This window comes from Tenacibaculum singaporense, assembly GCF_003867015.1.
GTDB lineage: Bacteria > Bacteroidota > Bacteroidia > Flavobacteriales > Flavobacteriaceae > Polaribacter > Polaribacter singaporensis.
The window spans coordinates 1,142,132-1,164,722 of sequence record NZ_CP032548.1; the positions used below are offsets into that span (position 1 = coordinate 1,142,132).

Annotated in this window: 22 protein-coding genes; 11 read left to right on the forward strand and 11 right to left on the reverse strand. The window is 31.5% G+C overall.

Annotated elements, in window-relative coordinates; genetic code table 11:
• The first annotated feature begins 105 nt into the window (after window positions 1-105).
• The 3 genes from D6T69_RS05200 to D6T69_RS05210 are packed head-to-tail and all read left to right on the forward strand — an operon-like array spanning window position 106 to window position 3,195.
• Window positions 106-516 (forward strand): HYC_CC_PP family protein, encoded by a 411-nt coding sequence (locus D6T69_RS05200; RefSeq protein WP_125066763.1) that lies wholly within the window; start codon window positions 106-108, stop codon window positions 514-516.
• A 57-nt stretch (window positions 517-573) separates the two neighbouring features.
• The gene (locus tag D6T69_RS05205; protein WP_125066764.1) at window positions 574-2,799 is read left to right on the forward strand and encodes a TonB-dependent receptor; all 2,226 of its coding nucleotides are present in this window, start codon (window positions 574-576) and stop codon (window positions 2,797-2,799) included.
• 30 nt (window positions 2,800-2,829) lie between these two features.
• On the forward strand, window positions 2,830-3,195 hold the full coding sequence (locus D6T69_RS05210; RefSeq protein ID WP_125066765.1) for a heavy-metal-associated domain-containing protein: 366 nt from the start codon (window positions 2,830-2,832) through the stop codon (window positions 3,193-3,195).
• Between the two features lie 36 nt (window positions 3,196-3,231).
• Here the strand turns inward: D6T69_RS05210 and D6T69_RS05215 are convergent, their stop codons facing one another.
• From D6T69_RS05215 to D6T69_RS05245, 7 genes are read right to left on the reverse strand one after another with little or no spacing between them, the layout of a single operon-like run.
• Window positions 3,232-4,068 (reverse strand): pseudouridine synthase, encoded by an 837-nt coding sequence (locus D6T69_RS05215; RefSeq protein WP_047790553.1) that lies wholly within the window; start codon window positions 4,066-4,068, stop codon window positions 3,232-3,234.
• Window positions 4,069-4,113: 45 nt separating this feature from the next.
• Window positions 4,114-5,031 (reverse strand): geranylgeranylglycerol-phosphate geranylgeranyltransferase, encoded by a 918-nt coding sequence (locus tag D6T69_RS05220; protein WP_125066766.1) that lies wholly within the window; start codon window positions 5,029-5,031, stop codon window positions 4,114-4,116.
• Window positions 5,032-5,040: 9 nt separating this feature from the next.
• Window positions 5,041-5,967, reverse strand: coding sequence for a mevalonate kinase family protein (locus tag D6T69_RS05225; RefSeq protein WP_125066767.1), 927 nt, complete (start codon window positions 5,965-5,967; stop codon window positions 5,041-5,043).
• 50 nt (window positions 5,968-6,017) lie between these two features.
• Window positions 6,018-6,512, reverse strand: coding sequence for a toxin-antitoxin system YwqK family antitoxin (locus D6T69_RS05230; protein WP_125066768.1), 495 nt, complete (start codon window positions 6,510-6,512; stop codon window positions 6,018-6,020).
• A gap of 13 nt (window positions 6,513-6,525) precedes the next feature.
• Window positions 6,526-7,611: a diphosphomevalonate/mevalonate 3,5-bisphosphate decarboxylase family protein gene (locus tag D6T69_RS05235; RefSeq protein ID WP_125066769.1), complete on the reverse strand. Its 1,086-nt coding sequence runs from the start codon at window positions 7,609-7,611 to the stop codon at window positions 6,526-6,528.
• 34 nt (window positions 7,612-7,645) lie between these two features.
• Window positions 7,646-8,356: a LytR/AlgR family response regulator transcription factor gene (locus tag D6T69_RS05240; RefSeq protein ID WP_125066770.1), complete on the reverse strand. Its 711-nt coding sequence runs from the start codon at window positions 8,354-8,356 to the stop codon at window positions 7,646-7,648.
• Window positions 8,346-9,407 (reverse strand): sensor histidine kinase, encoded by a 1,062-nt coding sequence (locus D6T69_RS05245; protein WP_125066771.1) that lies wholly within the window; start codon window positions 9,405-9,407, stop codon window positions 8,346-8,348. Before D6T69_RS05245 ends, D6T69_RS05240 begins: the two co-directional genes overlap by 11 nt.
• Before the next feature lie 212 nt (window positions 9,408-9,619).
• Between D6T69_RS05245 and D6T69_RS05250 the strand changes: the two genes are divergently transcribed.
• Genes D6T69_RS05250 through D6T69_RS05270 form a run of 5 tightly spaced genes read left to right on the forward strand, consistent with a single transcriptional unit; the run spans window position 9,620 to window position 12,590 of the window.
• Window positions 9,620-9,985, forward strand: a complete 366-nt coding sequence (locus D6T69_RS05250) for a MotA/TolQ/ExbB proton channel family protein (protein WP_125066772.1) — start codon at window positions 9,620-9,622, stop codon at window positions 9,983-9,985.
• Window positions 9,986-10,017: 32 nt separating this feature from the next.
• Complete coding sequence (locus tag D6T69_RS05255) at window positions 10,018-11,061, forward strand: serine hydrolase domain-containing protein (RefSeq protein ID WP_125066773.1); 1,044 nt, start codon at window positions 10,018-10,020, stop codon at window positions 11,059-11,061.
• Between the two features lie 5 nt (window positions 11,062-11,066).
• On the forward strand, window positions 11,067-11,975 hold the full coding sequence (locus D6T69_RS05260) for a DUF6624 domain-containing protein (RefSeq protein WP_125066774.1): 909 nt from the start codon (window positions 11,067-11,069) through the stop codon (window positions 11,973-11,975).
• Window positions 11,976-12,034: 59 nt separating this feature from the next.
• Entirely contained in the window at window positions 12,035-12,265 is a 231-nt protein-coding gene (locus D6T69_RS05265) for a hypothetical protein (RefSeq protein ID WP_125066775.1), read from the forward strand.
• Window positions 12,266-12,287: 22 nt separating this feature from the next.
• Entirely contained in the window at window positions 12,288-12,590 is a 303-nt protein-coding gene (locus tag D6T69_RS05270; RefSeq protein ID WP_125066776.1) for a hypothetical protein, read from the forward strand.
• Window positions 12,591-12,651: 61 nt separating this feature from the next.
• On the opposite strand, the gene D6T69_RS05275 is transcribed toward D6T69_RS05270, so the two are convergent.
• The 4 genes from D6T69_RS05275 to D6T69_RS05290 form a co-directional block, all read right to left on the reverse strand.
• Window positions 12,652-13,860: a BaiN/RdsA family NAD(P)/FAD-dependent oxidoreductase gene (locus tag D6T69_RS05275; RefSeq protein WP_125066777.1), complete on the reverse strand. Its 1,209-nt coding sequence runs from the start codon at window positions 13,858-13,860 to the stop codon at window positions 12,652-12,654.
• A 120-nt stretch (window positions 13,861-13,980) separates the two neighbouring features.
• The gene (locus tag D6T69_RS05280; RefSeq protein WP_125066778.1) at window positions 13,981-14,943 is read right to left on the reverse strand and encodes a GYDIA family GHMP kinase; all 963 of its coding nucleotides are present in this window, start codon (window positions 14,941-14,943) and stop codon (window positions 13,981-13,983) included.
• Window positions 14,944-14,945: 2 nt separating this feature from the next.
• Window positions 14,946-15,269, reverse strand: a complete 324-nt coding sequence (locus D6T69_RS05285; RefSeq protein WP_125066779.1) for a GIY-YIG nuclease family protein — start codon at window positions 15,267-15,269, stop codon at window positions 14,946-14,948.
• A gap of 42 nt (window positions 15,270-15,311) precedes the next feature.
• Window positions 15,312-17,042, reverse strand: coding sequence for a hydroxymethylglutaryl-CoA reductase, degradative (locus tag D6T69_RS05290; RefSeq protein ID WP_125066780.1), 1,731 nt, complete (start codon window positions 17,040-17,042; stop codon window positions 15,312-15,314).
• Between the two features lie 142 nt (window positions 17,043-17,184).
• Here D6T69_RS05290 and D6T69_RS05295 point away from each other — a divergent pair, with 142 nt between their 5' ends.
• From D6T69_RS05295 to D6T69_RS05305, 3 genes are all read left to right on the forward strand, one after another.
• Window positions 17,185-19,332 (forward strand): S9 family peptidase, encoded by a 2,148-nt coding sequence (locus D6T69_RS05295; protein ID WP_125066781.1) that lies wholly within the window; start codon window positions 17,185-17,187, stop codon window positions 19,330-19,332.
• Between the two features lie 3 nt (window positions 19,333-19,335).
• On the forward strand, window positions 19,336-20,727 hold the full coding sequence (locus D6T69_RS05300; protein ID WP_125066782.1) for a peptide MFS transporter: 1,392 nt from the start codon (window positions 19,336-19,338) through the stop codon (window positions 20,725-20,727).
• Between the two features lie 71 nt (window positions 20,728-20,798).
• The gene (locus D6T69_RS05305; RefSeq protein ID WP_125066783.1) at window positions 20,799-22,553 is read left to right on the forward strand and encodes a peptide MFS transporter; all 1,755 of its coding nucleotides are present in this window, start codon (window positions 20,799-20,801) and stop codon (window positions 22,551-22,553) included.
• Window positions 22,554-22,591: the final 38 nt, after the last annotated feature.

Here is a 22,591-nt window from a genome sequence, read left to right on the forward strand (position 1 = left end):
TTAAGTAAGCTATATTATGAGTTATTGTTTTACAAATAACTTTAAAAGAGTAAAAGCCTAAGGTTATAAAATGTAAAGTTTTAAAAATTTGTACCTTTGCAAGGCATGAAGAAACATTTTTCTAAAATAACAGCTATAACCTTAGCACTAACAGTGTTGCTATCTACATTCTCTTTTAATGTAGAAAAACATTTTTGTGGTGATTTTTTAGTAGCTGTTTCTTATGTAGGAAGTGTAGCTAGCTGTGATGATGTAGAAGAGGACAGCTGCGAGAGTAAAACAATAGAACCATCGTGTTGTAAAGACGATGTAGAGCTTATAAAAGGGCAAACTCAAATTCAAAAATCGTCTGTAGAAAAAATAACCTTTATAAAGGTTGCTACAGCGGTTACTTCATATGTTTTTAACAGTCTGTTGTTTCAAGACTTAGAAAAGCAATTTATTCCACATAAACAATATGTACCACCTAAGTTATTTTTTGACATACAGGTACTTCACGAAGTCTTTATCATATGATTTACAATTCTTACTTAAAAAATAAGAATTGTATAATATAGTATGATGAAATAAATAATGAAAAAAAACTTCATAATCAGTGTTTTTTTACTGATTTCTCTATCACTTTTTGCTCAAAAAGAGTTAAAAGGAGTGATAAAAGATAATAATAATTTAGAAATATTTGGAGCGAATGTATATTGGTTAAACACAAATACAGGAACGACCACCAATGAAACAGGAACGTTTAGTATTCCGTATAAAAAGGAGTATAAAAAATTAATAATAAGTTTTGTTGGTTATAAGACAGATACAATAACTGTTAACGGTACAAAACCAATCAATCACTATTTAACAGAAAGTAATACGTTAAATGAGGTTGCAGTTTCTGCAAAAAAAAGTGCTACTCAACGTTCGTATTTACAAACACAAAACTTGGTAACTATTAATAGTGATGAGTTGTTAAAAGCCGCTTGTTGTAATCTGTCAGAAAGTTTTGAAACCAACCCGTCAATAGATGTTAATTTTTCTGATGCGTTAACAGGTACAAAACAAATTCAAATGTTAGGATTAACAAGTCCATATTTGTTAATTACTCAAGAAAATATTCCGTCAATTAGAGGAGCAGCACAAGCATTCGGATTAACATTTACACCTGGGACTTGGGTTGAAAGTATTCAAATAACAAAAGGAGCAGGAAGTGTTGTAAATGGTTTCGAAAGTATTTCGGGACAAATAAATACGGAGCTAGTAAAACCATCTACCAATCATAAATTTTACCTGAATGCTTATGGAGCAGTAGGAGGAAGGTTAGAGTTCAATACGCATTTCAATCAAAAAGTGAGCGAAAAATGGCAAACAGGTTTGTATGTACATGGGGATTATAGAGGGGAAAAGTTTGATAAAAATAACGATAACTTTTTAGACAACCCATTAGCAGAACAAATCAATGTGATGAACCGTTGGCAATATACTGATGCCGAAAAAGGTTGGGTAAGTTTTATCAATTTTAGATATTTAGACGATTCAAAACAAGTAGGAGAAGTTGGTTTTAACCCAGAAGTAGATAGAGGATCAAATACTGTTTGGGGAAGCGAAATTAAAACCAAACGTTTTGATACTTCTGTAAAAGTAGGTTATGTGTTTCCAGATATGCCATTTCAAAATATGGGCTTTCAAGCGGCGTATAGTAACCATAAACAAGATTCGTATTTTGGATTGAGAGATTATAATATTCAGCATCAAAGCTTTTATAGCAGTTTTGTGTTTAGCTCTATTATTGGAGATACTCGTAATAAGTTTAAAACAGGTGCTAGCCTTACGTATGATAACTACGAAGAGTTTATTAGTGAGCTGCTGTCTCCGAATTTTAATAGAAAAGAAAACTCTGTAGGAGCTTTTTTTGAATATGCTTATGACAATGCAGATAATCTTAGTGTTACAGCGGGCGTTCGATTAGACCATCATAACTTATTAGGAACTTTTGTAACACCAAGATTGCACATGCGTTATGTTCCTTGGGAAAGAGGAGTGTTAAGAGCTTCTGTAGGAAGAGGAAAACGAAGCGCGAATATTTTTGCAGAGAATCAACAACTTTTTGCTTCATCACGAGCAATAACTATTGATAATACAGGCGGAAATATTTATGGCTTAGACCCAGAAGAAGCTTGGAATTACGGAGTATCGTTTTTACAAGGATATAAACTATTTGGTAGAAAAGGAGATGTAACATTCGATTTTTATCAAACAAATTTTTCAAATCAGGTAGTAGTCGATTGGGAAAATCCACAAGAAATTTCTTTTTATAATTTAGAAGGAAAGAGTATCGCAAATAGTTTCCAGATAGAAATGAATCAAAATATAATCCCTTATTTTAATACTCGATTCTCTTATAAGTTTTATGATGTTTCTACAGATTATAAATCAGGAAACTTAGCAAAAGCATTACAAGCTAAACATCGTTTTTTTGCCAATGTATCTTACGAAACTAAAACAGAAGAAAGTGATGCCAGTTGGAAGTTTGATGTAACCTATAACTGGATAGGAGAGCAACGACTACCTAATACCAATAACCAGTTGCCAACATATTCAGATAGCTATAACTTATTAAACACGCAAATAACAAAAGTGTTTTCAAAAAAGTTTGAAATGTATGCTGGAGCTGAAAATATTACAAATTACAAACAAAAAAATCCTATACTGGGAAGTGATAATCCATTTGGTGCAAATTTTGATACTACTATTGTATATGCACCAGTTTTTGGAAGTAATTTCTATGCAGGGTTACGATTTAAAATAGATTAATTAATTCAATAAATTAAAAACAAAGAACACATGAAAAATATATTTTTATTAGCAGTTGTTTTATTATTAAGCACATCAACATTTGCTCAGAAGAAGAATGCAAAAGTATCTTTTGAAGTAGACGGTGTTTGTATGATGTGTAAGCAGCGTATAGAAAAAGCAGCGTTAAAAACTAAAGGAGTAAAATTTGCAAAATGGGATGTGAATACTCACGAGTTAAGTTTAATTATTGATGAACGCAAAACAAGTACAGAAACAGTTAAAAAAACTATTGCTGGTGTAGGTCATGACACTAAAGAGTTTAAAGCAACAAAAGAAGCTTATGATAATTTACATGAGTGCTGTAAGTATCGAGATGAGGAAGTGCAAAAAGATCATAAAAAACCAAAGAAGTAATAAAAAAATCCCGAGTATTAACTCGGGATTTTTATGTTATAACATTTGTAAAGTGTTAATTTCTTGTTGTGTCAATTCACGCCATCTACCACGAGGTAAATTCTTTTTAGTTAAACCAGCAAAAATAACACGATCTAATTTTTTTACATGATATCCATAATGTTCAAATATTTTACGAACAATACGGTTTCTACCCGAGTGAATTTCAATACCTACCTCAGTTTTCTTTTCACCCTCTACGTAAGAGACTGCATCAATAAATACTTTTCTTCCTTCAATAATTACATCACCACGTAATTTTTCTAAATCAGCAATGGTTAATTTTTTGTCTAAAGAAGCATGGTATAATTTACGAACGTTATGCTTAGGGTGCGTTAATTTTTTTGCCAACTCACCGTCGTTAGTAAATAGTAATAAACCAGTAGTATTTCTATCTAATCTTCCAACAGGATAAATTCGTTCTCTAGTGGCGTTTCCTACTAATTCCATTACAGTTTTACGACCACGGTCATCTTCCATAGTAGTAATGTAATTTTTAGGTTTGTTTAATAAAACGTAACGTTTCTGCTCCATTGAGATTAAAGTTCCATCAAAACGAACTTCATCAGTAGGCTGCACTTTGTAACCCATTTCCGTAACTAATTTCCCGTTTACAGAAACACTTCCGTGTTCAATATACGTATCTGCTTCTCTACGAGAACAAATTCCTGAATTAGAGATAAATTTGTTCAAGCGAATTCCTGTATCCTCAGTTTTTTTCTGAGTAGGTTTATTGCTTTTTGGTTTCCTGAAATCTTTTTTGAATTGATTTTTTCCTTGAGGATTGCTGTTACGTCCAGCTTGTCGTCCTCTCGACGAGTTTTTTGAATTCATAATTAAATTTTAAAAGTTTGCAAATTTACGGTAATTATTTGGTTTTTAATCTAAAACCTCAACTACTTTATCTACAATTAAAGATTTATCGATAAATAACAAGCTAAAAACACCTATTAATAATAAGACCTTTAAAATGTTATGAGCTAATCTATATTGATTGTTTTTTGTTGATTTCCAAGTGTAAAAACCAACAAAAATTAAGGTAATGGCAGCTAAATAAAAATAGTATTTCATGTACTCAATAGCAGGGTAGTTAAATAAAACTCCAATAGGTACTAAGGTTAGTACCATTAATAAAATAATTAGCTTTTTAGTATTTCGTTCTCCGTATTTAACAGGGAAAGTGTTGTAGTTATTAGCTATAGCTCCTTTAATATTTTCTAAATCCTTCATAAGTTCTCGAATCATGATGACTAGAAAAAGAAAGATTGCGTGTATAAAAATTACTTTTGAAAAGTTTTTATAGTGTACAAAAATTACAAAAAAAGGAAGTATGGTTAATACTGTGGCTGTTATTAATCCTATTAATGGATATCTTTTTAGTTTATGAGAGTAGAACCAAATACCAAATATGTATACAGAGAAAAACAATGCTGCTCGCCATGAAACTAACCATCCGAAGAAAAAACCAATAAAATTTAGTGTAAAATATAAAGTTAGTTTTGTTTCCTGTTTTACATAAGAATCCAAGCCTGTTTTTATAGGTCTGTTAATAATATCAGCTTTTTTATCGTAAAAATTATTGATGATATATCCAGAAGCAACTACACAAACGGTAGCAATAACTAAATAGAGTAAATGCCAATCAAAAACTACAGGTTTAACTGATTTTGCATCAGAGAAAATAAAAATAGCAGCCAAATATTGGGCTGCTATTAATACTAGAATGTTATAACCTCTTATGACAGATAAAAGGCTAAATATTTTTAAGAAAAATGTATTGTTTTTAAATGTACTCATAGTAGCATTTTAAAAGCGATACACTAATTCTAATTTATAATCTTTTAAACTGTTTTTTGCTTTTTCGTAATCTTCAGTAAATCCTAAGATGTAACCTCCACCACCAGAACCACAAAGCTTTAAATAGTAATCGTTGGTTTGTATACCTTTTTCCCATACTTTATGAAAAGCAGTAGGAATCATAGGTTTAAAGTTAGCTAAAACTACCTTTGATAGTTTTTTCACGTTACCAAACAACGATTTTACGTTTCCTTGTAAAAAGTCTTCAATACAAGCATCTGTATGTGTTGCGAACTCTTCGCTAATCATTTTTCTGAAACCTTCGTTTTTCATCTTGTTCATAAAGATGTTTACCATTGGTTCAGTCTCCCCAATTTGCTCAGAATCTAATAAGAAAACAGCTCCTTTTCCTTCTTTTTGAGAAGGGATTCCTGCTGGTTCAATATGTTCTTTTGAATTGATTAAGATAGGTAAACTTAAATAAGAGTTTAAAGGATCTAACCCAGAGCTTTTTCCATGGAAAAAAGACTCCATCAATGAAAAAATTTGTTTTAAAGTTAAAAGCTTGTCTCTTGTTAGGTTTTCTAAAATTGTAATTTTATCATTAGCGTACTTATCGTAAATAGAAGCTACTAAAGCACCAGAACTTCCAACTCCGTACCCTTGAGGTATTGAAGAATCGAAATACATTCCGTTATTTATATCACTTTTCAAAGAATCTAAATCAAAAGATACTAACTCAGAATTTAAGTTAGCCAAATAACTATAAAACTTAGCTAAACTTTGATTTGACTTCTCAGCTTCTCCAGTTAAGTTTTTTGCAGATTTTAACGCTCCTTTATAAGAGCTAAAGGGTATTGCTAATCCTTTAGAGTCTTTAATAATTCCATACTCTCCAAAGAGTAATATTTTTGCGTAAAATAAGGGTCCTTTCATAGATGTTTAATTACAATGCAAACATACAAGTAAAACTACTAGTTTACAAACTAGTACACGTTTTTGTAAAAAGTTTTCCAAACGCCCACTTTTTCGTTATCGCGGTATTTACCTTTTGTTTCTATTTTACCATTCTTATAAAAAGTTTTCCATATACCTTCTCTTTCACCTTCTTCATACTTTCCTTCCTCTTTTAACTCACCAGATTCATAATATACCTTTCGAATTCCGTGAAGTTTTCCATTCTTGTAATTAGCTCTGTGAAAAGGTTTTCCGTTTGCATGATAATACATTACTAAGCCATCGAATACTTCTTCGTTAGGAATGTTTACAGTGCTAAAACCTTCCATTTGAATTTGTCCGTTTTTGTAGTAATCAACAATCCAAAAACCGTTATTCATTCTTTTGGGAGCCGGTCTATAAAACACATGCTCATCTTTTGTTGTTTCTTGCCAATTTTTATCGAACCAAATTGTGTCTTGTGCAGTAACAGAATTGGTTATGAAACCAATAAAAAGGGCAATTATTAATGTTGAAGTTCTCATAATAGTTGGGAATTTAGGTTAAAATAGGTCTCGCGCCAAAACCCACACTATCACAAATATAATGATTTTTTTGGCAGTATGTAGCCAAAACATTCTTAATAAATAGTTCAATTTCAGACTTTTCTGAGTAAGGGTATAATACGTGTACATTTGCCCCTGCATCTAGTGTAAAACAAACATTACTATCGTTCTCTTGTCTGTATTCCCATATTTTATTAATAATTTCTAAGGTGTTAGGTTTCATTAAAATAAAATACGGATTACTAGTTAACATCATTGCGTGAAGTGTTAAAGCTTCACTTTCAACGAGGTTAACAAATTCCTTAATGTTTCCGTTTTGAAGAATTTTTGAAAGTTTTTCTAAGTTTTCATTAGCCTGCGTAAAACGATTTTCTGCATACGGATGATTGTGCATTAAATTATGTCCAACTGTACTTGAAACTTGTTTTTCACCTTTATCAACTAATAAAATAGTATCTTGATAGTCTTCAAAAATAGGATGAACTTTATGAGGGAACTTTACACCGAATAAATCTGAACTTCCATTAATTTCAGGATGATTTCCCCAAACCACCAACGGGCCTTCTATACTTCTACTAGCACTTCCTGACCCTAAACGAGCTAAGAAAGAAGCTTTTTTGTTAATATATTCATCAGTTAAACTTGGGTTTAATTTTTTTTCCAAATTCATTAAACACATAGCAATAGCACTCATACCACTTGCAGAAGAGGCAATACCGCTACTATGAGGAAATGAGTTTTCTGAAGAAATTACCATATTGTACTCTAAAATATAGGTACAATATTTTTGAATTCTTTCAAAGAACTTAGCTATTTTAGGTTTAAAATCATCTTTCTTTTTCCCTTCAAAGTACAATTCAAATTCTGCTTGTTTTTTTGGTAATGTCTTTGTGAATTCAATTTTTGTAGTGGTATGGCAATTGTTTAATGTAAAACTTATGGATGCATTTTTAGGAATTTGTGGTTCACTTTTCCCCCAGTATTTTACTAAAGCTATATTACTAGGTGTTTGCCATGTAACTGTTAAGTTATCTACTTTTTTATCTTGAGATTGAAATATAAAATCTGATGTATTCAACGTGTAAAATTTTGCTGTAAAGATAGAATTTCGCTTACACTTGTGCTAATTTTTGTAAAACAGCTTCTTTATAGCTTCTGCTTATTGAAACAGCCTTTTTACCAATTTCAATATATTCGTTGGTGTATGAAGAAATTTTAGATATTGAAACGATGCATGAACGATGAATTCTTATAAAATAATCACTTGGTAATGTTGCTTCAAAATTACTAATGGTTTCCCTAGTTATTACAGTGTTGTTATTGGTGAAAACTTTAACATAATCTCCTAAACTCTCGATATATAAAATGTCGTTAAAGTTGATTTTAACCATTTTTCTATCAGCTCTCACAAACATAAAATCCTTATTGTTTTCTTCTTTCTGAGAAATTTTTATACTAGCGTTAGTAGGATTCAAAACTTTTTGAATTGCTTGTAAAAATCGATTAAAAGCAATAGGTTTTAATAAATAGTCTATTACGTTTAGATTGAAACCTTCAACAGCGTAATCTCTGTATGCAGTAGTGAAAATTATCTGCGATTTGTTATTGATAATTTTAGCTAAGCTCAATCCGTTAATTTCAGGCATATTAATATCTAAAAAAAATAAATCAATATGTTCTGTTTGTGCAATTTGTAATGCCTCTACTGCATTTTTACAACTTGAAATTAGCTCTAGGTTAGGGTTTTTCTTTATAAATGACTCGAGAATTTCTCTAGCAATCGGTTCATCATCAACAATGACACAAGTTATTTTAACAGCCATTTTTTAGCGGGATTTTTAATTCGACAATAAATTGATTTTCTATAGAAGAAATAGAAAGTTTTGATAGGTGACCGTAAAGCATTTTCAATCTCTTTTGAATGTTTTCTAAGCCAATTCCATTTTTATTTACCTTGTTGTCTATGGAGGTATTTTTAATATGAAAAAACAAAGAGTCTTCAGTTGTTTTTAAATTAATATCAACACTTAGTATTCCATCAATTTGTACTCCATGTTTAAAAGCATTTTCAACAAAAGGTAATAGTAACATAGGAGGAATTTGAGTAGTTTCATTGTGCTGGCTTTTGGTAAAGTTAACGTGCAAACTTTCTTGAAAACGTGTTTTTTCTAATGAAATATAATCATCTATATGCTGTATTTCATTCTTTAAAAGCACAGAGGGTTTGTCCACTTGATATAAAATATAGTCTAACAAATTAGAGAGCTTTAAAATCATATCAGGAGCTTCTTCCGATTTTTTTAAAGCAAATCCGTATAAGGTATTTAATGTGTTGAACAAAAAATGTGGGTGGATTTGCATTTTTAAAAACTTTAGTTTTTGTTCTTTTAGTTGTAGTTGGGTTTGTAAGAACTTATTTTTTAAGTTTTCGTTTTTTATATTAGATAGATAATTGTAAATAATTAAGCTTAAAGAGGTGGCTACTATAACAATAAAGTAAACCCCAATTATAACTAATGGTAAAGACTTCGTTAAAGTCTTTGTGTTGGTTCCTTCTAAAAAAGAAGAAAATACTAAACCAAAGAAAATAGAAAGTAAAATTGCTGTGAATGATATGATAAAAGTATAGGAACTATATAAAATAAAAAGAAAATACTTTTTCTTAAGTAGGTAGTTAGGAATTAAATATAAAATAATGAAATAACTTAAGAATATAGTTATAGGCATTAAGTATGCAGAAAAAGTATCTACATAAGCAGTGTTAGAGCTTCCATAGCCTAAGAAGTATGTGTAAAAGAAATAAACACCTATCCAAAATATAATATTGAATAAGAGGAATATAAAGCGCTTAGCTATTGATGTAAATCTTTTCATTAAGTTGCAATATCATATTTTTTGAAGAAAGAGATAGGTTTTTGCGGTAAAAACCCTGAAATTGTAGACGAATAACGGTTTTCTGTTATTTGGTTGAAAAAGGACGATAATTTGTAGTTTAAGGGATGAAAAAGGAATGCTATCGATATTGTAAAATTCAAAAGAACTATAAGCATAGGTTTGTGTTGTAAATAACTTAAAAAATTAAAATTATGAAATTCTTATTCTCAAACCTTTTGAATGAAGGTGGATCAATGTTTATGTATCCAATATTATTAATACTATTAGTTTGTGTTGCATTACTATTAAAGTTATTCCTAAAGGATGATAGTACTGGAAAAACAATGAGCTTGCTTAAACATATAAGTTTGTTTGCTTTAGTTTATGGGTTTTTAGGACTGTTTTTTGGGTTAATTAGTGCTTTTGATAATATTAGTTCAATGCAAGGAGATATAGCAACTCCTGTTTTAGCTGCAGGATTAAAAATAGGTTTGTTAGCCCCATCTTTTGGAATGTTAGTTTTTTTAATCGCTAGATTAGGTATAATTGGGTTAACTCTCAAGAACAAAGAAGCTTAAAAAAAATCAAATAACTTATTAAATTAAAAAAAATGAAGAAACAACTAATTGTTTTTATAGGATTGGTATGCTCAGTTATTACCTATGGACAACAAGTAAATTTAGATCAACTTTTACATTCTTTTGAAGCAGAGCATAAGGCAATGGGTACGGTTTCTGTTTTTAAAAACGGAGCTGAGGTATATAATAAGTCATTTGGTAAAGCAAACTTAGCTTTAAATAAAATGGCAGATGAAAATACTATATATAGAATAGGATCTATATCAAAAGTTTTTACTGCTAGTGTGGTGCTAAAACTTATTGAAGAAAAGAAGTTGCAATTAAGTACACAGTTAAGTACATATTTTTCTGAAATTCCTAATTCAAATAAGATAACGATAAAACATTTGTTAAGTCATCAAAGTGGACTATTTAACATTACCGATGAAGAAGGTTTTGATACTTGGATTCGCAAACGAAGAAATAGAAAAGAGATGATAGGTAAAATTGTAAAAGGAGGATTGATGTTTGAAGTAGGAACACAAACAGCGTATTCAAACTCTAACTTTATATTACTGTCTTATATCGTAGAGGATATAGAAAAGAAACCGTTTGCAAGAGTATTAAAGGAAAGAATTTTTGAGCCTCTTAATTTAGAAAGAACCTCTTTCGGCACCGAATTGAATCCGAATAAAAACGAAGCTTTTTCTTATTATTCAAATAAAAATGTTTGGACTCCTATTTATCAGGAGACAAACTTAAAGTCAACTATGGGAGCTGGAGGGATAGCTTCTACCGCTCAAGAAGTAAATGAATTCTTTAATGCTTTGTTTACGGGACAAATTATTTCAAATGAGATGATAAAAAAAATGACAACACCAGAGAATGAATGGGGGTTAGGAATATCTGTAGTAAACTTTCAAGGTATGATTATTTATGGACATGATGGGGGAATTGATGGATTCCAATCTTTAGCACTGTATCTACCTGCGCAAAAAATATCAATAGCTTTTACATTCAATGCAACTAATGTACCTACAACCCCAACAGCTATTCAAATATTACAAACCTATCTTTCATCAGAAGCAAAGAAATAATGATTATGAAAAAAATTGTAGTATTTTTTATAATGCTTTCATATAGCTTGTTTGGTCAACAAGAAAACAAAGGAGATAGGTTAAGGAGCGAAGGAAGGTTAGATGAGGCAATTAAAGCTTATAAAGAGATATATCAAAAGAATCCAAATAATCAGGATAATACATATAATCTAGCTTGTGCATATGCTATTCAGTATAAAAAAGATAGTGCTTTCCATTATTTGAATGTAGCGTTAAATAAAGACAATTCTTTATGGGCTTTAGCAGATAATGATTTATATGCTCTTACCTCAGATAAAAGGTGGAAGATGATTGAAAGACAACAATTAGAAAAATACCAAAAACAGAATGGAAATGTGCAAAAACCAAAGTATGTGCTGAAATTATTAAGATTGATAATGAAAGACCAGGCTTTAGATTATCAGTTGGATATGGCTAAGCAGTACTTTATGAGAAATGGTAAAGCACCTCATTGGTATTATCCTATAGCTCAAATGAAAAAAGAGATTGGGAATGGAAATTTTAATATAATGGAAAAACTAATTTTAGAAAATGGTTGGCCAACATATAGCTCTGTAGGGAAGTTAGCTGCTGATAGCCCGCTTCTAATCATAAACCATCATCAAGATGAAGCTGTGAGAATTAAGTATCTTCCTCAAATAAAAAAAGCTTGTATAAATAAAGAAGGAAGTTGTTTGGAGTATGCAAAAATTCAAGATAGAATTTTGGTGAATACAGGGAAAAAGCAGTTGTTTGGAATGCAGTTTCGTTATAATGATAAAAGGAAATTAGAGCCGTTTCCTATAGAAAAACCTGAATATGTAGATAAAAGGAGAAAAGAAATAGGGTTGGAACCTTTAAAAGAATATTTAAAAAGAAAGATTAATTATACTTGGAGTGTAGAGCAAAAGTAAAACAGTCAATCTAGCTATAAAATACCCGTTTCTATTTTAGAAATGGGTATTTTTGTTGTATGAGAAAAATTAAACTGATTTGGGATTTTAAAGGACCAGATGGTCTTGAAACCGCAAAGCATCACTGTATCCATCTAAAAGAATTTGCTCAGATTGATAGTTTGCCTTATCATGAAGTAAATTTTGTATCTTTAAACGAAATGCACACCATTGCTTTTATGGTGGTTGATGAGGAATATATGAAAACCTTTAGAGATGCATTAAAACCTCATAGAGGAGAATTAGCATAATATAACACAAAAAAATAGATCTATGTTTTTAATTAATGCCTTAGCAAAACCAAAAAAATCTTCTGAACATTACGATGAAGTTATAGGAGCATACGTAAGTCTGTATATCGACTATAAAGATATTGAAGGAGCTATGCGATTAGCAAAGTTTTATATCAAGAATGAAGATTGGAAAGTAGTAGAAATAGAAGACGAATATTTTACGTTAGATTCTGTAGATGATGTAGAAGATAATGAGCAAAAAGAATTATATGAAGAAGCTGTAGAGTATGGATACTCTATTATTTTTAACTGCTACGAAGAAGAAGGAGAGGACGAAGACTAAAAAAGTAATGTCATTTCGAACGAAGTGAGAAATCTCAATTATTTTCGTTCGAAATGATTTTTTATTCAGCAATAGCATTTGCGCAAATAAAACCACCTGTCCAAGCATTTTGAAAGTTGAAGCCACCAGTAACGGCATCAATATTTAATACTTCACCTACAAAAAACAAGTTTTTATGTTTTTTACTTTCAAAACGTTTAAAGTTAATTTCTTTTAAATCTACACCACCAGCAGTAACAAACTCCTCTTTAAAAGTAGTACGACCATTTGCATTAAATAATCCCTTGGTTAGCTCGTTTGCTAAGTTTTGAAGCTGTTTATTATTTGCATCAGCCCAATTCTGATTGTTTTTTATTTCTGAAGCCATTACCAAACGTTCCCACAATCGGCGAGGAATATCACTAAAAGGAGATTTTAAACTAACTTGTTTTTTAGCTTGTGATTTTTTTAACTCTTGTAATGTTGAAAAAACTGAATAGGTATCTTGTCCTAACCAATTTATCAGTACGTTATATTGATAGTTCTTGTCAGCTAATATTCTGGCTCCAAAAGCAGATAATTTTAAAATAGCAGGACCACTCAAGCCCCAGTGTGTAATTAATAATGGGCCAGAGTTTTCTAAATTAGTTCCAACAAGTGTAACTTCTGCATTAGGCACCGAAATTCCGCCTAAATCAATAATTCGTTTGTCTTTTATGTTGAAAGTAAATAAAGAAGGAACAGGTTCAATAATCGTATGGTCTAGCGTTTTACATAAGTCCCATACTTTTTTACTACTTCCTGCGGCAACCACTACGAAATCAGCTTCAAAATCTTGATTTTTTGTGTTGATAATCCATTTCTCATCTTTTTGATAAATAGAGTTCACACCATGGTTTTTTAACACCGTAATTCCGAGGACATCAACAGCGTTTTGAAAACAATCTATAATAGCTTGTGATGTATTCACTTCTGGAAATACTCGATTATCTTCTTCTATTTTTAAGGGAACTCCACGATTTTCAAACCACTCAAAAGTATCACCCGTCATAAATTTATGAAAAGGTCCCAATAACTCTTTTTCCCCTCTTGGGTAGAATTTTGTTAGTTCTTTAGGTTCAAAACAAGCATGCGTAACATTGCAACGGCCTCCACCAGAAATTTTTACTTTTTGTAAAACCTCTTTTCCTTTTTCGAGAACTGTAATGTCTAATTCAGGATTGAGTTCTTTTGCATTAATTGCAGTAAAATAACCTGCAGCTCCACCACCAATAATAATAACTTTTTTCATCTTTTTTATGTCAGTTCGAGTAATTTTCGGTAGAAAATTGTATCGAGAACTTTTTTAAATCATCTCGATACAAATTTATTTCATTCTTCAATAAATTCACTCGATGTGACAGGCTTAATTTTATAAAATCATTTCTTTATAGGAAAGGATAGTATTGAATCCTTTTTGTTGAAAATAGCTTGTAGTATCTTCGTTTCCAATAGCTAAAATAAAATCACCACCCCAAGCACCTAAGCTTTTTACTTCACCAAAATAATCAGAAAATAATTTTTGTTTTACAGTGTCTTGTTTTGTAATTGAACTAATGATTTGCTCATGCTCAATAATGATTTTTTCTAAATCTTTGGAAGTGTTGGCTTTTAAAAATTCTTGAGTTAAATTGTCAATTTCAGGAATTAATATTTTAGCTTCTTCTTTGTTTTTTTTATAGTGAGCAATTCCTTCTCTACTATTTTGTTTTTGATTCAAATGCACAAAAAACAATTCTTCAGAAAAATGTGGGTTGAAATTTACTTCTTCAATATAAGGTAGTTTTTCTTCTAGCTTATATAGGATTGGAGTGTTATGTTTTGCACAAGCGATATCGTAACCACTTCCAGAAAAAGCGTTCCAAAGCAAAGTAAACGGATTTACATTTGCCCAAGTAGCTATATTATTAATTAAGGTTGAAGAACTTCCTAATCCCCAGTTTTGAGGAAATGTTAGGTTTGTTTTTACAACGAAACCGTTTTCAGTAGTTAGAAACTCTGGATTCAAACGTTTTGCCTCTTGTAAAATATCACGTAGTGTTTCAGCAATAAACTCAGCACTTCCTTCTTTGTCAGAATTAAACGTAGCTGAGGTTAATCGTAGTTTGGGTAAATCAAAAGAAGCCTCGAACCAACATTCTCCAGTATGTGTAAAACTTCCCCAGATAAGTTGCGATTCTTTAATTGGTTCAACAATTAAGTCTTGTCCAAACTTAGTAGGAACAGCTAACGATGTTGCACCATCTAAAACAACATATTCTCCAGTTAGTAATAATTTTCCGTTAGAGTAGCTTCGACTACGCTCAGCTACCCATTGGTTTGTATCTTCTTTCATGTTTAAACTAAACCTCTTCTTTTTTGAATTCTATAATGACTTTCGTTTTGACATTCGGAAAGTTTAGGTAGTATTTCATAATTATTATCGATTAAAGCTATCTTTTTAGCTCTAGACCAACCTTGAATTTGTTTTTCTCTATAAAAAGCTTGATGTATTTGTTGGAACTCTTCAACATAAACTAAGCTAAGAGGTAATCTTTTTTGAGTGTGGCGAGCACCTTCACCATTTTGGTGTTCGCTAAGTCTTCTTTCTAGATTAATAGTACTACCTGTATAGAAACTTCCGTCTGAGCATTCTAGTATGTAAACAAAACCTTTAGGCATTTAATAATTTTGATGTTAACTGGTGACTGAGCGTAGTCGAAGTCACAATCCGAATTGTTTAAAGTGATGTGTAAAATGTTTTACTTGGAATTTTTTCCAATATTCATAATCTAGTTCACCAAAAAATGGGTGTACTACCTTTCGGTTTGGATTCTCATTAAAAACAGTTTCGAAGTGCTGCACTTGCTCAATCAAATCAGTAATAGCTTCGTTCATAGAACTAAACTTTAACGGAGTTGGATCTTCAGATAAAAATGGAGCTTTAAATCCGATTTGTAATTCACTATCAGAATTTAAAAATGGTTTTCTTCTAGCTGATTTTTCATCAGAAACATAGGTGTCAACCTTCCAGTTTCCATTCGCAATTTGAGTAACTAGGCTTAAATGTTCTACCATTTGTTGTCCGTTCATTTTTCCAAACAAAGGTTTTGCATCGGCTTTTAAATTTACAAGAGTATCACGTACTTCTTCTTCGTTTAAAAAGTCTACCCATTGTACTTTTGGCTTACGAAGCTCATTTAACTTTTCAACAACAGCACTATGTGAAGCTGTTCTGTCTTCAAAATAGGCGGCTACAATTTCTTTTTCTTCATTGGTAGCTTTGTGTTGATTTAAAATGTTCATCAAGTGCATTTTCATATGCCCATGTTGAATTCCTTTAGTTGTTAAAGCACGTAAAGCAGCAAAATTTTGAGCTAAACCAGCAGCAGCAATAATTTGCATTAAGGTGCGAGCACTTGGTTTTTGCATCATATCTAACGATAATTTTGCCATTGGGTGTAAGGCAGTTAATCCCCCCACAGTTCCTAATGCTAAAGGAATTTCAATCCAAAATCTAAAAATACCGTCTTTTACTTCACAGTGAGTTAGGCTTTTATATTGTCCATCTTTTGATGCATACGCATGTGCACCAGCTTCAATGGCTCTAAAATCATTTCCAGTAGCTAATACAACAGCATCAATTCCATTCATAATACCTTTGTTGTGCGTAACTGCACGGTACGGTTCTACCTCTGCGATTTTAACAGCCTGTTCAAACTTTTGAGCAAACTTTTCAGGGTTTTTTCCACCTAATTCGGCTACTTTACAACTTACTTCCGCTCTAACTAAACATTCAGGAACGTAGTTAGAAAGAATACTCATTACAATTTCAATGTCATCTTTTCTAAAAGCTTTAGCAATAGCTTCTAAGCAAGAATTAATAAAGTTAGCCCCCATACTATCTTTTGTTTCAAACGTAACATGTAATTGATAGTAGTTTGCAAGCTTATCAGTTTTATCAACTAATTGAATATCTAAAATTCCACCACCGCGTTTTTCCATGTTTTTGGTAATGGATGCGGTAGCTGCGTATAATTCTGTTTTTTGTTGATTGAAATAGGTTTCTAACTCTTTTTTGTCACCAGCATACATAAAATGTACCTGACCAATTTTGGTAGTAGAAATTACTTCTGTTTTAAATCCTCCACGAGTACTCCAAAACTTGGCAACTAAAGAAGCAGCAGCAACAACAGAACTTTCTTCAACTACCATTGGTATTACATAACTGCGTCCGTTAATAATAAAATTAGGAGCAATACCGTAAGGCATATAAAAGTTAGAAATGGTATTTTCAATAAAATCATCATGCAATTGTTGTAGCTTGTCATCTACATTCCAATATTGCGTAATAGTTTGTATAATTTCTGGTTGATTGTTAAAGTAAGTTTTTGCCAACCAGTCTATTTTTTCTTCTTTGGTAAGTTTAGAAAAACCAGAGATCGTTTTAGACATTCTCAATTCATTTTTGGTGGCTCAAAGATACGTGAATCATGTTAAAATGGTCGTGTTATTTGGTTTTTATGATTTTTTTGAGCGGATTTTTGGCTATTTTTCCGTAAACTTGGCAAACTTTTTAGATAAACAACAACTTAACATGAAGAAATTATTACTATTGTTTATAGGAATATCTTCGCTAGTACAAGCTCAAAAAAAAGATATTTCTTTAGAGGATATATGGCGAAAAGGCACATTTAGAGCCGATTATATGAACTCTTTAAATTCTATGAAAGGAGATTTTTATTCGCTATTAAATTATGAGAATGGAAGCTCTACTGTAGATAAATACAGTTATGAAACTTTAGAGAAAGTTGAAACTATAGTTGATAGTAAAGATTTAGCAGGATTGAAATATTTTCAATCGTACAGCTTTAATAATGATGAGACCAAATTAATTTTAGGAACTAACTTCAAACAAATTTTCCGTCATTCATATTTAGGTACATATTATGTATATGATATAGCAAAAAAATCGTTAGATTTAATTGGTACAGATATTCAAGAACCAACTTTTTCTCCTGATAGTAAAAAAATAGCCTACGCTAAAGACAATAATTTATTCATTAAAGATTACTCAGATGCTAATACGGTAATTCAAATTACCAATAGTGGTAAAAAGAACGAAATCATTAACGGTATTACCGATTGGGTTTATGAAGAGGAATTTGGTTTTGTAAAAGCTTTTGAATGGAGTAAAGACAGCAAAAACTTAGCTTACTTACGTTTTGATGAAAGTAAGGTTAAAACTTTTTCAATGGATGTATACGGAAAAGGTAAATACCCAGCACAGCATGTGTTTAAATATCCAAAGGCTGGTGAAGAAAATGCTAAAGTAGCTTTACGTATATTTTCATTAGAAACGAATAAAACTGCAGAAATTAGAGTTGGAGATTATGAGTATATTCCAAGAATTAACTGGACAAACAACCCCAATATTTTAGCAGTTAGAACATTGAATCGTCATCAAAATGATTTAAAAATGTATTTTGTTGATGCAACTACTTTTAATAGTTCTATCGTTTTAAACGAAACAGATAAAGCATATGTAGATATTACTGATGATTTAACTTTTTTAGACGATAATAGCTTTATTTGGACAAGTGAAAAAGATGGATACAACCATATTTATCACTATGATAAAAATGGTAAATTATTAAATCAAGTAACTAAAGGAAACTGGGAGGTTACTTCTTACTACGGATATAATGCAGATAAGAAAACTATTTATTATCAGTCAGTAGAAAATGGTTCTATTAATAGAGGGGTATATAGTATTTCTTTAAATGGTAAAAACAAAAAGTTATTAAGTAATCCTACAGGAACAAACAATGCTTCTTTTAGTAAAAACATGCACTACTTTATCAATACTTTTTCTGATGCAAATACACCACCAGTGTACACGCTAAGAAATGATGAAGGGAAAGTATTAAAAACTGTAAAAGATAATGCAGCTTTAAAAGAAACTATTGCAGGATATAATTTAAGTAAAAAAGAGTTTTCAACAATTAGCGTAAACGGAAACGACTTAAACATGTATACTATTAAGCCTGCAAACTTTGATGCAAATAAAAAGTACCCGGTTTTAATGTATCAATATTCAGGACCAGGTTCTCAAAATGTAAAAAATAGTTGGAATGGTTCAAATGATTATTGGCACCAAATGTTAGCACAAAATGGTTATATAGTTGTTTGTGTAGATGGTAGAGGAACAGGTTTTAAAGGTCGTGATTTTAAAAAAGTTACTTACATGAATTTGGTAAAGTATGAAACTGAAGACCAAATCTCTGTGGCTAAAGAGTTAGCAAAATTACCGTATGTTGACGCGAATAGAATTGGTATTTGGGGATGGTCTTTTGGAGGTCATATGAGTACAAACTGTTTATTAAAAGGAAATGATGTTTTTGCTGCAGCAATTGCAGTAGCACCAGTTACTACATGGCGTTTTTATGACACGATTTATACAGAACGTTATATGCGTACACCAGAGGAAAACCCAGCAGGGTATGATGATAATTCACCTTTAAACTATCCAGAATTATTAAAAGGAAAGTATTTATTAATTCATGGAACAGGTGATGATAATGTACACGTTCAAAATGCTTATAGAATGGCAGAGGCTTTAATTCAAGCAAATAAGCAATTTGAGTGGGGGATGTATCCAGATAAGAATCATGGTATTTATGGAGGTAATACACGTTTACACTTGTATACCAAAATGACTAACTTTATTAAAAACAACCTATAAAATATGGCAAATTCAACACCTATCAAGCAAAAAGAACTATTTGGACACCCAGCAGGATTATATGTGCTGTTTTTCACGGAAATGTGGGAGCGTTTTTCGTACTATGGAATGAGAGCAATTTTAGTACTTTATTTAGTAGCGCAAACTACAGATGAAAATGCAGGGTTAGGATGGTCTAACGGTGATGCTTTATCATTGTATGGTACTTACACAATGTTAGTTTACTTAATGTCAATACCAGGCGGATGGATTGCCGATAAATTTTTAGGGCAAAAAAAATCTGTTTTATACGGAGGTATTTTATTAGTAGCAGGACACAGTGTTTTAGCTATAGAACAAATGTGGGCATTTTACACAGGGTTAGGTTTGATTATCGCAGGTGTAGGAATGTTAAAACCAAATATCTCAACAATGGTTGGAGGTTTGTATCAACAAGGAGATATTCGTAGAGATAAAGGATTTACAATTTTTTATATAGGTATTAATGTAGGAGCGTTTTTATCTGCTTTGATAGTTGGTTATGTTGGAGAAACTTATGGATGGCACTATGGGTTTGGTTTAGCCGGAATAGGAATGGCACTAGGTTTATTACAATATGTTTTAGGTCAGAAACACTTAAGAGGAGTAGGAGATTACTTAGGTAAATCTAAAAATGAAGAGGATAAAGAAATAATGAATAAACCATTGACTAAAGTAGAAAAGGATAGAGTAGTAGTACTTTTAATTTCGTTTTTACTAGTAATTATCTTTTGGGGAGCTTTTGAGCAAGCAGGAGGATTGATGAATATTTATGCTTCTGAAAAAACAAGTAGAATGTTAGGTAACTTTGAAGTTCCTGCATCATGGTTCCAGTCTTTAAATGCATTTTTTATAATTGTTTTAGGAACATCTGTAGCAGCATATTGGGCTAAAAGAAAACTAGAAGGAAAGTTATCTACAGGTTTATTCAAAATGATAATGGGATTGATAATTATGGGAGCAGGTTTTTTCTTTATGACAGGAGCTTCTGCTCAATTTCAAAGTGAAGGAACTTCAGCAATGTATTGGTTAGTATTAGCATATTTATTCCATACAGTAGGAGAGTTATGTATTTCGCCAGTAGCATTATCCTACATAACTAAATTAGCGCCAGTAAAATATGCATCTTTAATGATGGGAGTATATTTTGCTATGACTGGTTTTGGTAATAAAGTAGCAGGACTTTTAGGAGAAGCTTCAGAAAGTTTAGGTGAGTTTACCATTTTTACAGGAATCGCGGTTTTTTGTGTTTCTTTTGGGTTGTTAATGTTATTATTTAGAAGAAAATTAGAAGCTTTAACACATGGAGCAGAAGATAATGAAAGAGATTTAAAGTATGAGGAAGCAGAAGGATTCGAATTAGCAGATAATAATTAAAAAAAAATAAGCCTTGGTAGTATCTAGTCACTATCAAGGTTTCTTCTATTATAAACTATATATCAAAAAGAATGAGTACAGATATTGAAAATTTATTTAAAGACAAAGTTTTAGGGCACCCAGCAGGTTTGTTCGTTTTGTTTTTTACAGAAATGTGGGAGCGTTTTTCTTATTATGGAATGCGTGCCATATTAGTTATCTTTTTAACAGGAGCCATAACGGGTAGTAACCCTGGGTGGGGATGGAGCACATCAGCGGCATTATCTCTTTTAGGAACATATGCTTTATTCGTTTATCTAACACCTCTTCTAGGAGGTTGGCTAGCTGACAATAAAATTGGTTATAGAAGAGCAGTAGTAATTGGAGCTTTGCTGATGACACTAGGACATGCAGCTATGGCTGTTGAGACACCTACTTTTCTTTATATAGGAATTGCTTTGTTAATTGTAGGAAATGGTTTCTTTAAGCCTAACATGACTTCGATTATCTCAAAAATGTATGCAGGAAAAGATGATAAGAAAGATGGTGCTTACAACATTTTTTATATGGGAGTAAATGCTGGAGCTTTTATTGGAATAATGCTTTGTGGTTGGGTTGGAGAAAAAATAGGATGGTCATGGGGATTCGGTTTGGCAGGAATCTTTATGTTGTTAGGTATGTTACAGTTTTATTTTGCACAGCCTCTTTTTGGAAGTTTAGGAGATAAACCAGCTAAAAAAGATGTAAAGAGCATAGAGGAAACAGTTGATGTTGACGCTGAAAAAAGAAACCCTTTTTCAGTTGTGGACTATGCTTTAATAGCAGTTTTTACTGTATCAGCATTAATATTCATTTTTAATGATCCTTTAAGTAAAATAGGAAACATACAAACGTTAAACTTTACGGTTGCAGGAATGAGTGATTCCTTGTTTTTTGCTCTATTGGCAGCAATAAGTTTTATCGTATTGTTGATTGTTAGAATTCCTAGGTACACAAAAATAGAAAGAGATAGAATGATTGCGTTTGCAATATTCTGTTTATTTACAATATTTTTCTGGGCTGCATTTGAACAGGCGGCTGGATCACTCCCAATTTATACCAGAGACTTTACAAATAGAGTTTTAGAAGGTACCGCAGGAACAGTATTTAAAATAGTTGACTTATTAGTAACAGTAGTACCATTAGGTATAATTACTTACGTGTTAATTAGTTTGTTTAGAAAGACGTTTAATAAAATAGGTTTAGCAAACATTATCTTAGGGACAAGTTTCTTGATTGTTTGGGCTATTGTTTTATATAAACTTTATGTAGAATTTAATGATCCGAATACTGAAGTTCCAGTAACTTGGTTTGCGATATTAAATTCATTATTCATTATTATTTTTGCTCCATTATTTACGAAGTGGTGGGATAGTAGATATAACCCTCCAGCATCTGTAAAATACTTCTTAGGATTAGCATTATTAGCTTTAGGTTTTGGTTTTCTTGCGTTTGGAGCGAGAAATGTAGCTGCTGGTGCAGAAGGAGCAAGTTTAAGCATGATTTGGCTAGTATTAGCGTATTTATTCCACACATTAGGTGAGCTTTGTTTATCACCAATGGGATTATCATACTTAAGTAAGTTAATTCCAACTCGTATGATTGCATTTATGTTTGGAGTTTATTACCTAGCCATTGCAATAGGTAACAAATTAGCTCACTATGTTGGAGGTGACATCGAAAAGATTACACAAGAGTATAGTTTATCAGGTTTCTTCTTGATATTTACGATTATACCTTTTGCATTAGGTATCGTTTCGTTGTTACTACATCCATTACTAAAAAAATTAATGCACGGAGTTAAATAACTCTAAATAAACGTTAAAACAACCTTTTACAACCTGTC